This is a genomic window from Streptosporangium sp. NPDC049248 (assembly GCF_040678965.1).
GTDB classification, from domain to species: Bacteria; Actinomycetota; Actinomycetes; order Streptosporangiales; family Streptosporangiaceae; genus Streptosporangium; species Streptosporangium fukuiense.
The window spans coordinates 57,558-71,111 of record NZ_JBFAQY010000012.1 but is presented as its reverse complement, the minus strand read 5'-3'; the positions used below and the strand labels follow the sequence as shown (position 1 = coordinate 71,111).

Annotated in this window: 12 protein-coding genes; 7 read left to right on the top strand and 5 right to left on the bottom strand. The window is 72.5% G+C overall.

Annotated elements, in window-relative coordinates:
- Nucleotides 1-123 precede the first annotated feature (123 nt).
- Complete coding sequence (locus tag AB0K21_RS22660; RefSeq protein WP_343977209.1) at nt 124-1,041, top strand: helix-turn-helix transcriptional regulator; 918 nt, start codon at nt 124-126, stop codon at nt 1,039-1,041.
- 10 nt (nt 1,042-1,051) lie between these two features.
- Here AB0K21_RS22660 and AB0K21_RS22655 read toward each other — a convergent pair whose 3' ends face one another.
- Nucleotides 1,052-1,594, bottom strand: coding sequence for a TetR/AcrR family transcriptional regulator (locus AB0K21_RS22655; RefSeq protein ID WP_343977206.1), 543 nt, complete (start codon nt 1,592-1,594; stop codon nt 1,052-1,054).
- Between the two features lie 93 nt (nt 1,595-1,687).
- On the opposite strand from AB0K21_RS22655, the gene AB0K21_RS22650 reads away from it, so the two are divergent.
- Both AB0K21_RS22650 and AB0K21_RS22645 read left to right on the top strand, forming a co-directional pair.
- A complete protein-coding gene (locus AB0K21_RS22650) occupies nt 1,688-4,201 on the top strand; it encodes a molybdopterin-dependent oxidoreductase (protein ID WP_364152850.1) in 2,514 nt (837 codons plus the stop codon).
- Between the two features lie 223 nt (nt 4,202-4,424).
- On the top strand, nt 4,425-5,381 hold the full coding sequence (locus AB0K21_RS22645) for an FAD binding domain-containing protein (RefSeq protein WP_364152847.1): 957 nt from the start codon (nt 4,425-4,427) through the stop codon (nt 5,379-5,381).
- Nucleotides 5,382-5,551: 170 nt separating this feature from the next.
- Here AB0K21_RS22645 and AB0K21_RS22640 read toward each other — a convergent pair whose 3' ends face one another.
- The gene (locus tag AB0K21_RS22640; protein ID WP_343973319.1) at nt 5,552-6,223 is read right to left on the bottom strand and encodes a response regulator transcription factor; all 672 of its coding nucleotides are present in this window, start codon (nt 6,221-6,223) and stop codon (nt 5,552-5,554) included.
- On the bottom strand, nt 6,220-7,365 hold the full coding sequence (locus AB0K21_RS22635; RefSeq protein ID WP_364152843.1) for a sensor histidine kinase: 1,146 nt from the start codon (nt 7,363-7,365) through the stop codon (nt 6,220-6,222). Before AB0K21_RS22635 ends, AB0K21_RS22640 begins: the two co-directional genes overlap by 4 nt.
- Before the next feature lie 168 nt (nt 7,366-7,533).
- Between AB0K21_RS22635 and AB0K21_RS22630 the strand changes: the two genes are divergently transcribed.
- Together AB0K21_RS22630 and AB0K21_RS22625 are read left to right on the top strand one after the other, a co-directional pair.
- On the top strand, nt 7,534-8,439 hold the full coding sequence (locus tag AB0K21_RS22630) for an ATP-binding cassette domain-containing protein (RefSeq protein WP_343973328.1): 906 nt from the start codon (nt 7,534-7,536) through the stop codon (nt 8,437-8,439).
- Entirely contained in the window at nt 8,436-9,272 is an 837-nt protein-coding gene (locus AB0K21_RS22625; protein WP_343973331.1) for an ABC transporter permease, read from the top strand. Before AB0K21_RS22630 ends, AB0K21_RS22625 begins: the two co-directional genes overlap by 4 nt.
- A 91-nt stretch (nt 9,273-9,363) precedes the next feature.
- Here the strand turns inward: AB0K21_RS22625 and AB0K21_RS22620 are convergent, their stop codons facing one another.
- Together AB0K21_RS22620 and AB0K21_RS22615 are read right to left on the bottom strand one after the other, a co-directional pair.
- Nucleotides 9,364-9,837 (bottom strand): low molecular weight protein-tyrosine-phosphatase, encoded by a 474-nt coding sequence (locus AB0K21_RS22620; protein WP_343973334.1) that lies wholly within the window; start codon nt 9,835-9,837, stop codon nt 9,364-9,366.
- 269 nt (nt 9,838-10,106) lie between these two features.
- Nucleotides 10,107-11,372 (bottom strand): transposase, encoded by a 1,266-nt coding sequence (locus AB0K21_RS22615; RefSeq protein WP_343973337.1) that lies wholly within the window; start codon nt 11,370-11,372, stop codon nt 10,107-10,109.
- Nucleotides 11,373-11,757: 385 nt separating this feature from the next.
- Here AB0K21_RS22615 and AB0K21_RS22610 point away from each other — a divergent pair, with 385 nt between their 5' ends.
- Nucleotides 11,758-12,156: a TIGR03618 family F420-dependent PPOX class oxidoreductase gene (locus AB0K21_RS22610; RefSeq protein WP_343973339.1), complete on the top strand. Its 399-nt coding sequence runs from the start codon at nt 11,758-11,760 to the stop codon at nt 12,154-12,156.
- 145 nt (nt 12,157-12,301) lie between these two features.
- Nucleotides 12,302-13,531 carry a precorrin-6y C5,15-methyltransferase (decarboxylating) subunit CbiE gene (cbiE, locus tag AB0K21_RS22605; RefSeq protein WP_343973342.1) on the top strand — a complete coding sequence of 410 codons (1,230 nt, stop codon included), beginning with the start codon at nt 12,302-12,304 and terminating at the stop codon, nt 13,529-13,531.
- The last annotated feature ends 23 nt before the right edge of the window (nt 13,532-13,554 follow it).

Genomic DNA, 13,554 nt, shown 5'->3' with positions numbered 1-13,554 from the left:
CAGGGGGTGGTTGAAGAATAAAATTCTCTATGGTCTGGGCTTGGCGGGCGGAGTAGCGTGAAGGGTCGCGATCGCCGCAGGAAAGTTGGAACAGGCTCGCACTCCGTGCCCAAAGGACTGTAGATGATCACACCTCACGCCGACGATCAGCCGGTCGTTCCGACTCCCATGGCTGTGCCGAGGGGCAGTTCCACGGTGCTGCGGATCGTCCTGGGAGCGCAGCTCCGCCGGCTGCGCGAGCACCGGGGCATCACCCTGGAGGAGGCGGGGAACGCCATCCGGGCCTCGCACTCGAAGGTCAGCCGCATGGAGCTCGGCAGGGTCAGCTTCCGGATCAGGGACGTCGCGGACCTGCTCACCCTGTACGGCGTGACCAGCGAGGACGAGCGGGAGCCGCTGCTGTCCCTCGTCGAGAAGGCCAACCTCACCGGCTGGTGGCACAACTACAACGACGTGCTGCCCAACTGGTTCGAGACGTACGTGGGGCTGGAGGAGTCGGCCACCGGCATCCGCAACTACGAGGTCCAGTTCGTACCGGGACTGCTGCAGAGCGAGGGGTATGCGAGAGCCGTCGTCCAACTGGGCTTTCCCTCGGCCTCCCGGGAGGAACTGGACCGCCGGGTGCGGCTGCGCATGGCGCGCCAGCGGCTGCTGCGCGGCTCCGCGCCGCCCCACCTGTGGGCGGTGCTGGACGAGGCCGTGCTGCGCCGCCCGCTCGGCGGGGTCCAGGTGATGTGCGAGCAGATCGACCACATCCTGACGGCGCTCGAACTGCCCAATGTGACGGTCCAGATCGTGCCCTTCAGCGTGGGTGGGCACGCCGCGGCCGGAGGGCCCTTCAGCATCCTGCGATTCGCCCAGCCCGACCTGCCCGACGTGGTCTACCTGGAGCAGCTCACCAGCGCCGTCTACCTGGAGAAGCGCGACGACGTCGACAGCTACCTGGAGGTCATGGAACGCCTGTGCATCGAGGCCGAGCCGGTCACCCGCACCCGCGAGATCCTGCTGGGAATCCGCGAGGAGCTCAGCGGGAAGCGGTGAGCCGGGGTCGTCAGTCCCCGTGGGTGGACACGAGGACGTCGACGATGTCCCCGTACCCGATTCCCTTGTGCGCGAACTGCCCTGTCACCGCGAGTTCCGCGAGGCCGTGGGCCGTCGAAAGCAGGGCCATCAGCCGGGCCTTGGGCACCGGTCCCTCCCCGGCACCCGCCATGCCGAGCGCCGTCGTCACCTGGTCGATCGCCTCCTCCAGTTCCGGATGGTGACCCGCGAGGAACTCCGAGGCGAACACCAGCCGGTACTCCTCACGGTGCGCCGTGGCGTACTCGACGTAGCTCAGGTAGAAGGCCCGCAGCCGGTCGCGCCGGTCGGCCTCCTGCGCGATCGCCGCGGCGACGTGCGCGCTGAGGTCGGCGATGACCCGGACGGCGAGCGCGGCCAGCAGCGCGGTCTTGTCGGTGAAGTGCCGGTAGGGGGCCGTACGGGACAGGCCGGCCAGGTCGCCGACGGCGCGCAGCGTCACGGCGTCGAGCCCCTCCTCGCGCAGCAGCCGCAGCGCGCTCTCGACCAGGCGGGTCCTGGTGTCGTCCATCATGCGCCCGCACCTTTCCCGGCAGCCCGTGTTGACAATGTCAACGTAGCTGGTTGACACTGTCAACATGATGTTGACGACGTCAACTGGAGAGCTATGAAGATCACGGTGAACGGTGTCCCCGCCACGGTGGACGCAGGCTCCGACGACGCCGCCGTGGACGTGCTGCGCGACGGGCTCGGCCTCACCGGCGCCAAAGCCGCCTGCCGCACCGGGGTCTGCGGCGCCTGCACGGTCATGGTGGGCGGCACGCCCCAGGCGAGCTGCCTGCTGCCCGCCGCCGTCCTGGAGGAACGCGAGGTCGTCACCGCGGAGGGCCTCGACCACCCCGTCCAGCGGGCGTTCGCGGTCCACGACGGCCTGCAGTGCGGCTACTGCACGCCGGGGTTCGTGGTGGAGGCCGCGGCCTTCGTCGACGCCTGGCGCGCCGAGCACGGCGATGTCGCTCCGCCGCGCGAGCGGATCGCCGCCGCCATGGCGGGCCACCTGTGCAGGTGCGGAGCCTACGAGGGGATTCACGCGGCGATCGCCGCCGCCTGCCGGGGAGAACACGACGACGCCGCGGGAACACCCGCCCGCCTGGAGGCGATGGACAAGGTCACCGGCCGAGCCCGCTACACCACCGACGTACACCTGGACGGCCAGCTGGAAGGCGTGGTCATCCGCTCCACCAGGGCACACGCCCGCGTCACCTCGGTGACCGCCGGCACCGCACACGTCATCGACCTGCTGCCGCCCGACCGCACCGTCCGCTACGCGGGCCAGCCCGTCGCCGCCGTCGCCGCTGCCACCCGCCGGGAGGCCCTGGCGATCGCGGAGGCCGCGGAGATCGGCTACGTCCCGATGCCCGCCGCGCTCGACGACACGCCCGATGCCCCGCCCGTCTACGACGAGTCCGACAGGAAGCGCGCCCCCAGTTCCAGCGAGGGGCTGGAGCTGCCCGGCGACTGGCACGGCAACGTGCGCGGCCCCTTCACCAGGGCGAGCTGGCGCGGTCGCACCGCCGTCAAACGGATCGAGACCGCGCGGCGCGACGCCGACCCCCGCCTGGTGAGCGGCACGTTCACCACCGCCGTGCAGGTCCACACCCCGCTGGAACCGCACGCCTGCGTGGCCCGCTGGGACGGCGAGGGCGACCTTCACCTGCACCTGTCCACCCAGACCATCGGACTGGCCACCGAACAGGCCGCCAAGCGGTGGAAGCTGCCCGCCGACCGGGTCCATGTCGTCGCCGACCACGTCGGCGGTGGTTTCGGGGCCAAGTCCGGCGTCACCGTCGAGACGGTCGCGGCCGTCGAACTCGCGCGGGCCTGCGGAGCGCCGGTGCGCGTGGTGTTCAGCCGCGCCGAGGAGCTCAGCGACGCGGGCAACCGCCCCGGCACCCGCACCACGCTCGAACTGCTCACCGACGACCGGGGCGACCTCGCCGCCCTCACCGTGGACGTCCACGGGCGCGGCGGCGTGGCCATCGGATCGATGGTCGCCGGGATGGCCCGCCTCATGTACGGCACCGCGCCCCGGCGGCTCCGCGACTACGACGTGGTCACCAACGAGCCGCCGGGCACCCCGTTCCGCGGACCCGGGGCACCACCCCTGCTCTGGGCACTGGAGCAGGCGGTGGACGAGGCCGCCCACCGTCGCGGCGAGGACCCGATCGCACTGCGCCGCCGCTGGGACGGCAACCGCAAACGGCACGCCCTCTACGACCGGGCACTGGCCCTGCCGCTGTGGGCCGACCGGCCACGGACCGGCTCCCAGACGGGCCGCTTCCGCAGGGGCGTCGGGGTGGCCGCCGCCAACTGGCTCTACATGCTCGACCCCGCCACCGAGGTGGAGCTGCGCGTCGAGGGCGACGTGGTCGTGGCCGCCACCTCGACCCAGGACATCGGGACCGGCATCCGCAGCGTCATCGCCGGCGTCCTGCGGGAGGAACTCGCGCTGCCCGCCGAGCGCGTCCGCGTCGAGATCGGCAGGACGGGCACCGTGCACGGACCGCCCTCCATCGGCAGCCGCACCACGGCCTCGGTCGCCCCGGCCGTACGCGACGCCGCGCGGCGCCTGCGGGAGCTGGGCCTGAGCGACGGGGCCAGGGTCGTCGGCAGGCGCCGCCGCGACCGGCGCGGCTACCTGACCCCGGTCGCGGTGGCCGGTATGGCCCTCGGCCGGGGGTTCAGCGGCGCCGTCCACGTCACCGAGGTCGAGGTCGACACCCGCCTGGGAGCCGTCAGGCCGCTGCGGGTGTGGGCGGGGATCGCGGTGGGCCACATCTACGCCGAGCGGCTGGCGCGCAGCCAGTGCGAGGGCGGCGTCGTGCAGGGCATCGGCTACGCGCTGTACGAGGAACGCCTGGTCGACCCGGTGACCGGAACCGTGCTGACCGCCAACCTCGACGACTACCGCATTCCCGGCATCGGTGACACCCCCGAGATCACCGTGCACTTCCACCGCGACGGCTGGGAGCACGTCAACGGCCACGGTGTCGGGGTCGGCGAGGTCTCCACGGTCGGCGTGGCCGCCTCGCTGGGCAACGCCGTGCACAACGCCACCGGCTGGCGCCCCCACGACCTGCCCATCCGCCCCGACCGGCTCCTCGAAGGGATCTCCCGTTGACCTCCGCCCCGAAGCCGCCCCCCGGACTCCCCGGGGCGGCTCCCCGCTCCCCGGAGCCGGACCCTGAAATCCGCGCGGTCGCCGGCCGCCGGCCGGCCCGTTCCCCGGAGCAGGCCCCCGACGCCCGCACGACAGGGCCGTACCGCCTGCTCCCCGAGGGAGCCGTCCCGCCGACCTTCTCCCCGGGACGGCGGTTCCGGGGCCGCGCACCGGAAGGCGTTCGATGACCGCGCTCACCGACCTCGACGACCTCGGCGACGCCGTGCGGCGCGGGGGCGAGTTCCGCGCCGGAGGCACCGACCTGATGGGCCGCCGCGCGGCCGGGCCACACGTGGACCTGCGCGGCCTGCCCGACCTGTCCGACGTCACCTGGCAGCCGGACGGCTCGGTCCGGATCGGCGCGCTCACCACGGTCGCGCGGGTCGCCCGCGACGCGCGCCTCGGTGCCGCCCACCCCTGCCTGACGCTGACGGCGGCGGGCCTGGCCACGCCCCAGATCCGGGAGGCGGCCACGGTCGGGGGCAACCTGCTGCAGCGCAACCGCTGCGCGTACTTCCGCGGCCCGTCCTTCTCCTGCCACCAGAACGGCGGCGACCACTGCCCGGCCCGCGCCGGGCTCGCCCCGAACGCCGCGATCGTCGACACCGGGCCGTGCATAGCCCCGCACCCGTCGTCGCTGGCGGTGGCGCTGCTCGCCTGCGACGCCCTGGCCGAGGTGCACGGCGGTGCCCACGATGACGTCCGCAGTGCGGCCCCGTTCCCGGTCGGCGACCTGTACGGGGACGGCTCCGACCCCACCCGCGACCACCTGCTGGGGCCGGGGGAGATCCTGCTGTCCGTCGTCCTGCCGCCGCCCGTGCCGGGCGAGCGGGCCGCCTACCACCGGGCGATCGGCAGGTCCGAGGCCGAGTGGCCGCTGGTGGAGGCGGTGGCACGGCTGGCCATGGACGGAGGCGGGATCACCTTCGCCAGGGTGGCCGCGGGCGGCGTCGCCCGCGTCCCGGTGCGCCTGCCCGAGGTCGAGGAGGCGCTCCTGGCCGGGGAACCTCTCGACCGGGCGGCCGGGCTGGCCACCGCCCGGTGTACCCCGGCGGCTCGCAACCCCCACAAGCTCGCCCTGCTCTCCGGGATCGTCCTGGAGGTTCTGGAGCGCGCCACCGGAACCGCCGGACACCGCTGACCGGCTCGCCCGCCATGGCGAGGGGCCACACGGTGTTTTCCACGGATCCCTCCGCCTGCCGAGGTCGCTCGGATGGCACTTCGCGGCGTCTCCGCCATGAGCTCCTCCTCCGCCTTGCCGGGCGCCCAGCCGGCGGATCCCCGCCACGGCGAGGACCCGCGGGACACGCCTCAGCGGGGCGGCCGCGCGGCCGTGACCAGCCCCGTCTCGTAGGCGACGATGACGAGCTGGGCCCGGTCGCGCGCGCCGAGCTTGCCGAGCAGCCGGCCCACGTGCGTCTTCACGGTCGCCAGGCTCAGGGTCAGGTGCTCGGCGATCTCGGCGTTGGACAACCCCCGGGCGATGAGCGCCAGAACGTCGCGCTCCCGCCCGGTGATCCCCTCGAGCTCGCGGGCCACCGGGCGCGCCGGTTCCGGGAGCCGGGAGAACTCGGCGATGAGCCGGCGCGTCACCGTCGGGGCGAGCAGCGCCTCGCCGGAGGCGACCACCCGGATCGCGGCCAGCAGATCGCCCGGCGGGGTGTCCTTCAGCAGGAAGCCGCTGGCACCTGCCCGTAGTGCCGCGTGGACGTACTCGTCCAGGTCGAACGTGGTGAGGATGAGCACGCGCACCCCCGGGACGCCCGTGGGGCCGCAGATACGCCGGGTCGCCTCGATGCCGTCCATATCCGGCATCCGCACGTCCATGAGCACCACGTCCGGCGACTCACCGCGCGCCAGCTCCACCGCCTCGGCACCCGTCCCGGCCTCGCCGACCGTCACCAGGTCGGGAGCGGTGTCCACCAGCAGCCGGAAACTTCCGCGCAGCAGCGCCTGGTCGTCCGCGACGAGCACCCGGATCACGGTGCCTCCCCGTACGGCATGCGCGCCGAGATCCCGAACCCGCCCTCAGGACGGCGCCCGGCCGTGAGGCTGCCGCCGTACACGGCCACCCGCTCGCGCATCCCGACCAACCCGTGTCCCCGGCTGCCGGGCAGCATCCGCTCGCCGGGCCCGTCGTCGGCGACCTCGACCCTGACCTCGCCCGCCGACGCCTCGACCGAGACCCGACAACGGGCGGGGGCGGCGTGCCTGACGACGTTGGTCAGCGCCTCCTGGACGATCCGGTAGACCGACAGCTCCACTCCCTCCGGCAGGCCGGTCGCCCGGACGTCCAGCTCGACGTGGACCCCGGCCATCGCCGCCTGCCCGGCCAGCGCGGCGAGATCCGTGAGGCCGGGGGAGGGGGCGAGGCCGGGCCCCGCGTCGAGATCGGAGCGGAGCACGCCCAGCAGCCGGCGCATCTCGGTCAGTGCGCTCCGGCTCGTGGCCTCGATGACGCGCAGCGCGTCCGCGGCCTCCTCGGGCCGCGCCGCGGCGACATGGTTGGCGATGCCCGCCTTGACGGCGATCAGGCTCATGCTGTGCGCCACCACGTCGTGCAGCTCGCGGGCGATCCGCAGCCGCTCCTCGGTGACCGCCCGGTCGGCGAGTTGCTCGGCCGACCGCATCGCGTGCGCCCGGCGCTCGCGCACGACGCGGCCGGCGATCCAGGCGCCGCCGATGAAGGCCACCCCTCCCAGCAGCACCCCGGGGATGTCCGGCGACGGGCCGGGGACGCCCGCCACCGACAGCAACAGGACGGCCACCGCGCTGCAGACGCCGATGGCGAGGGTGGGCTCCCCGCGCGGCCGATGCCGGGTGAGTGCCACCATGTAGATCGCGAAAGCCGCCGCCGCGAACCTGTCGTGCACCAGGCCGAGAAGGACGGATGCCAGTGACGTCGCGAGGACGGCGCAGAAGACGGTGAGCGGCCACAGCCGCCGCACCGCTAGCGGCAGGGTCATCCCGGCCAGGAGCAGGTACTCCGCCCAGGCGGGCACCGCCGGATCCGGGACTTCGGCCGCGAACAGCAGGAGCGCGACCGCGTATCCGGCGGCCGCCACGACATCGAGGCGGACGAGCCGGTCATGACTCCAGCGGCGCAGGAAGAGTGAGTCGTCCACGCTGGAACGGTATCCGCAGGGGTCGTGTCGCCGCCTCCACCTCGGGGACGTCATCCCTGGGGCCCACCTTTCCGGGCCGTGGCCGCTGCCGTCGGACCCGGGGCCGACCGCGAATTGCCCGCCATGGGCCGACGCGGGCGCGGCCCGCTCCGCGAGAGCCTCGACGACATGATCGAAATCATGCGGCTGACCAAACGCTACGGTGAGAAAACCGTGCTGGACGAGCTGTCGTTCCAGGTGAAACCGGGTCTGGTCACCGGTTTCCTCGGCCCCAACGGCGCGGGCAAGTCGACCACCATGCGCGTCCTGCTCGGCCTGGACGCACCCACCTCGGGGCAGGGGCTGGTCAACGGGCGCCGCTACGCCACGATGCGCCACCCGATGCGCGAGGTCGGCGCGCTGCTCGACGCGAACGCGGTGCACGGCGGCCGCAGCGCGCTCGACCACCTGCGCTGCCTGGCGCGCGGCAACCGGATCGGGCTCTCCAGGGTGACGGACGTCCTGGAACAGGTGGGCCTGGCCGGAGTCGCCCGCAGGCGGGTCGGTGGCTTCTCGCTCGGCATGCGCCAGCGGCTGGGAACGGCGGCGGCGCTGCTCGGCGACCCGGGGGTGCTGATGTTCGACGAGCCGGTCAACGGGCTCGACCCGGAAGGCGTGCGATGGATCCGCCATCTGATGCGCTCGCTGGCCGCAGAGGGACGCACCGTGTTGCTCTCCAGCCACCTGATGAGCGAGATGGAGCTCACCGCCGACCGCCTCGTGATCATCGGGCGCGGCAGACTGGTCACCGAGACCACGGTCGGAGAGCTGGCCGCCCGCCATGACCGGGGCGTGCTGGTGCGCTCCCCCCGGGCCGCCGAGCTCACCGGAGTACTGGAGGCCGCCGGGGCGAGGGTCGAGACGGAGCCGGACGGGGGACTGGTCGTCAGGGGGCTGGCCGTCGCGGCGATCGGTGACCTGGCCGCGGGGGGCGGCCTCGCCCTGCACGAGGTCACCCCGCGCAGCGCCTCCCTGGAGGAGGCGTACATGGAGCTGACCGCTGACAGCGTCGAGTACCGGGCGGGCGGGCGATGACCGGCCTGTCGCGGCGCGAGGGATCGGGGGGCCCGACGGCCGTCGACGTGCCGGCCGCGGAGTGGCTGAAGCTCCGCACGGTCCGCTCCACCTGGTACGTCCTGGCGGCCGTCGCGTTCTTCGTCGTGCTCTCGGCCGTGTTCACCCTGTACGTGGGCAGCCTCTGGGACGGGTTGCCGCCCGAGGGGCGGCTCACCCTGCGCGCGGCGCGCCCCGAGCAGATCATCCTGATGCCGGTGCAGATCTGCATGGCCGTGCTCGGCGTTCTCTCGTTCACCTCCGAGTACGCCACCGGCATGGCCCGCACCAGCTTCACGGTGCTGCCGCGGCGGGGAGTCGTGCTGGCGGCCAGGGCCGCGGTCGTGGCCGCCGTCGCGTTCACGGTGGGGCAGGCGAGCGGTTTCATCGCCTTCTTCGCCAGCCGGTTGATCATCGGTGCCCGCCCGATCCCGGGCTTCGGCACGCCACTGGCGCAGGAGTTTCCGAAGATTTTCGCCGGGGGACTGTCGGTGCTGGTGCTCGCCATGGTCGGGCTCGGCGCGGGCGCCGTGCTGCGCTCCACCGCGGGGGCGATCACCGCCGTCGTCGTGTACCTGTACGTGCTCCCGAGGTTCGTGCTCCTGCTGCCCGACCCGTGGAACGCCAGGATCGGTTCGGTGCTGCTGGAGGACCTGACCGTCCAGGCCGTGGGCGAGCCGCCGCTGGCGGTCGGCCTGGGCGACGCGACCGCCGGGATCGGGCTGTCACCGCCCGCGGCGCTGGCGGTGATGTCCCTGTACGTCGTCGTCGCGCTCGCCGCGGCCGCCGTCGCACTCACCCGCAGGGACGTGTGATCTCCCCGGATGCCGAGTCTGTGGCTTACTTTGTAAAGGCGATGGCTCCGGCGACTTCCCGACAAGATCGAACAGCAGTACCCGGGAGGTCTCATCTGAGAGTGATCGACAGATGCCCGACCAGTCCCCTGCTCGCGGCTTCGACCATCTCCAGTACCTCGGCGAAACCCGCGCGCCCGCCGTAGTAGGGATCGGGCACCTCGGAGCCCTCCGGGGCCACGGGGTCGAAGGAGCGGAACAGACGCACGTCCGCGCCCTCGGGGGCAAGGCGGCGCAGGGCGCTCAGGTTGTGGGTGTCCATGGCCAGCACCAGGTCGACCTGGCCGTACCAGTCACGCAGGAACTGCCGGGCTCGGTGCCGCGAGCCGTCGTAACCGTGGTCGGCGAGCACCTCGGCGGCCCGTGCGTCCATCGGATTCCCCTGGTGCCAGTCGCCGGTGCCCGCGCTGTCGACCGTGACGCGACCTCCGAGGCCGTGCTCGTCGAGGGTCTTTCTCAGCACGACCTCGGCCATCGGTGACCGGCAGATGTTTCCCATGCACACCACGCATATGCGATAACTCATGTCTACCAGGATGCCGTCTGCCGAGGGGGTGGCGACCGGGTGCGCGGTCCTGCCGTGAAAGGATCGTCGCCGACGTGGATTCCGCGCCGGATCCGCCCGTGAATCCGCGATGACCGTCACCCTTTCGGTCTCGCCCACGCGTGCCCGGTTCCGCGAACCACCGGCGGTTTTCTCCGAGGAGGTGGAATCGATCACGCATGATCGATGTTCGACTGCCCTTTGAACTCCTCCCCGGCCCGGGGGCCGGAGACTCTCCCGTCGCGTCGCGGTCAGGCGGCGCGCGGGGGTTGACGCTTCGCAGACCGGGTAACCCCGAGGTCTCCACGTCCTGACACCGGCGTTCCGACGGCGTTCTTGATATTGATCGCGGCGTTGGTGTCGGCGTGGCCGACCCAACCGCACGCGGGGTTGGTACAGGCGAACACGGTTTTGTCGCGGCCGGCCGCATCACGGTGACCACATCGGTGGCACGTCTGTGAGGTGCCCGGGGCGGGAACCTTGACGACCTGTCCACCCCGGTCGGCGCTCTTGTATTCGAGCAGGGTGACGGTTCGGCCCCACGCCTCACCGCTGATCGACCGGTTCAGCCCCGCCTTTTGGGCGACGTTCCTGCCCGGGGCCTCGATCGTGCCCTTGGCCGAGCGGACCATGTTCGCGATGGACAGGTTCTCCACCTTGATCACAGCGAAGGTGGCGGCGAGTTCGGTGGTGGTCCGGTGCTGCCAGTCCACGGCTCGGCGCTTGGCTCTCGCGCGCAGCCGGGCGATCTGGTCATAGGTGCGCTGCTCCCGCCCCGAGGGGCGGGTCTTCTTCGGCCGGGCCACACGCCGACGAGCCGACGTCTTCTCCAACCGGCGCAGGTGTTCCTTCTCCCCCGGGGTGAGCCAGGGTGCGTGCTCACGCATGGTGCCGTCCGACAGGGCCAGGGCGACGGTGATGCCCCGGTCGACGCCGACCCGCGGGCCCTGGTGGGCGGCGGCGGGTTCGGCTAGGGCCTCGGTGCGGAACACGACCTGCCAGCCGTGGGCATCCTTGACCAACCGCGCCCCGGTGATCCGCCCAGCAGGGCCGCCTTTGGCGATGCCGGGCAGGTCCTTGGTCCACCGAAACCGCACCCGCCCGACCTTGGGCAGATTGATCGCCCCCCACCGCCGGTTGACCCGCTTGATCTGCAGATCGCGGGCTTGAGGGACGTCCACGGCCAACCGGGTCCGCAGTCGGCCCTTGAACGTGGGCCGCCTGGCGGGATGGTCGGGGTTGAAGAAATTCGCCCACGCCTGCCGATACGTTCTCAGCACCGCCTGCGCCGCCTGGGCGGGCAGTTGGCCCATCCAGTCGATCTCGCGGCGGGCTGTGCGGATCGCCGCGTCGCAGTCCTTCACCGTCGCGAACCGGCCCTGGCGGAAGGTGAAGTACTCATGCAGCAGGTTCCACAGCGCGCGAGCGGTGTGCGCCTGAGCGTCCAGCACCACCACCTGCTCCGCGTTGAGGTCGAGTCGCGCCACGTGCGCCCGAGTCCGCTTCACCGGCTCCACGCCGTGATCGTATCGTTTGGTTCAGGTCACTGCGGTGGAATTCAAACCCCGAGGTAGGCGCCGGACGTCATGTCATCCGCAGGGCCTCTGGGCGCGGATGCTGCGCTAAGGAATACAGTGCTCACGTCCGCCGGCGCCTGTGGGGCGGGCATTTGTGGTCCGGTTCCTCCTCCGCCGCAAGTATGGGCGGCGTACCGCTTGCGGTCCTTGAGCAGGACACCGAACAGCGGAAACGACCCGTGTGGGCCGGCCTGCTCATGGGCACGCAAGGCCAGGGCACGCTCAAGCCCTGGCGGGCACTCCCGCATGGGCCCTCACCCCCGGCGTGAACGCCGGAGCACTGGCCTACAGTTCGGTAGACATCGTTCATGAGGTGGAGGTTCCCGTGGGAAAACTGAGTGAAGACGCCAAGAATCTGCTGAAGCAGCCGATTCATGCCTGGGTGACCACCGTCAGGCCGGATGGTTCGCTGCACAGCACGGTCGTGTGGGTTGACGTCGACGGAGACGATGTCGTCTTCAACACGGCCGTGGGCCGGGCCAAGGAGCGCCACCTGCGCGAGGACCCGCGCGTGTCGGTGAGCGTCCTGGATCCCAAGAACGACTATCACCTGGTCAGCGTCTCGGGGAAGGCCCGGCTGGAGCTGGAGGGCGCGGACGAGGTCATCGACGGCCTGGCGAACAAGTATCTCGGCGTGGAGTCCTATCCCTTCCGTAAGCCGGGTGAGCAGCGCGTCACGGTGCGGATCACACCCGACGACGTCATCTTCAGCCCGGGGAGCTGAGTGGCCGCGGCGTGCCCGCGCCCATCCGCCGCACCGGTGCACGGCTGACCGGTGCCGGGTCCGGCCGTGATCCGCGGCCGGACCCGGCACCGGGCTAGCATGTCGCCCGGTGGAGCGGTAGAACGGCATCGGGAAGGGGTGGGTGATGTCTGACCTCGTCACCGTCGTCGGCATCGGAGCCGACGGCTGGGCCGGGCTCTCCCAGGAGGCGCGGCGCGAGCTGCACGCCGCCGAGGTCCTGATGGGGAGCGCACGGCAGCTGGGGCTTCTCCCCGAGCCCGGTGCCGAGCGCGTCGTCTGGCCCTCCCCACTGCTGCCCGCCCTGCCCCGGCTGATCGCGCCCCATCGGGGCCGTCGGGTGTGCGTGCTGGCCAGTGGCGATCCCATGTTCCACGGCATCGGCGCGACCCTGGTACGGCTGCTCGGTGCCGACCGGGTCCGAATCCTGCCGCACCCCTCGTCGGTCTCCCTGGCCTGTGCCAGGCTCGGCTGGGCGGTCGACCGGGTCGAGGTGGTCAGCCTCGTGGCGCGTCCCGTCGAGGTGCTGCACCCCGCCGTCCAGGACGGTCGCCGGGTCCTGGTCCTCAGCGCCGACGGCCGCACTCCGGCCGGGGTCGCCGGGTTGCTCACAGCCCGAGGTTACGGCGCGAGCGCGATGACGGTCCTGGAAAGGCTGGGCGGCGCCGAGGAGCGGGTGGTCTCCGGTGCGGCCGGTCAGTGGTCCCTGCCGGTGGCCCACGCTCTCAACGTCGTCGCGGTGGAGTGCCGTGCCGATGCCGGGACCGTTCCGCTGCCCCGGCTGCCCGGCCTGCCGGACGAGGTGTTCGAGCACGACGGCCGGCTCACCGGGAGCGAGGTACGCGCGGTCGTCCTGTCCAGGCTGGCCCCCACCCCGGGCGAGCTGCTGTGGGACATCGGTGCGGGGGCGGGCGGCATCGGTGTCGAGTGGATGCGTGCCCATCCGGAGAACCGGGCCGTCGCGGTGGAGTCGGACCCCTCGCGGGCGGCCGTGATCGCCCGTAACGCCGCGGCGCTGGGAGTTCCCGGTCTCGACGTGGTGACCGGTGCCGCCCCTGCCGTGCTCGCCGGGCTGAAGGCTCCGGGAGCCGTCTTCATCGGCGGTGGGGTGACCGTTCCCGGGGTGGTGGAGGGCTGCTGGGAGGCGCTGCGACCGGGCGGCAGGCTGGTGGCCGGCGCGGTGACCGTCGAGGCGGAGGCGGTTCTGGCCTCCTGGCAGGGGGAACTCGGGGGAGACCTGGTCCGGCTGGCGATCAGCAGGACCGCCCCGGCCGGTGGCTTCACCGGCTGGCGGCCCATGGCGCCCGTCACGGTCTGGACCGTGGTCAAGCCGCCGGTCCGGGAGGGCACCCGCTGAGCGGCCCGGCTGGCCCGAGGCTT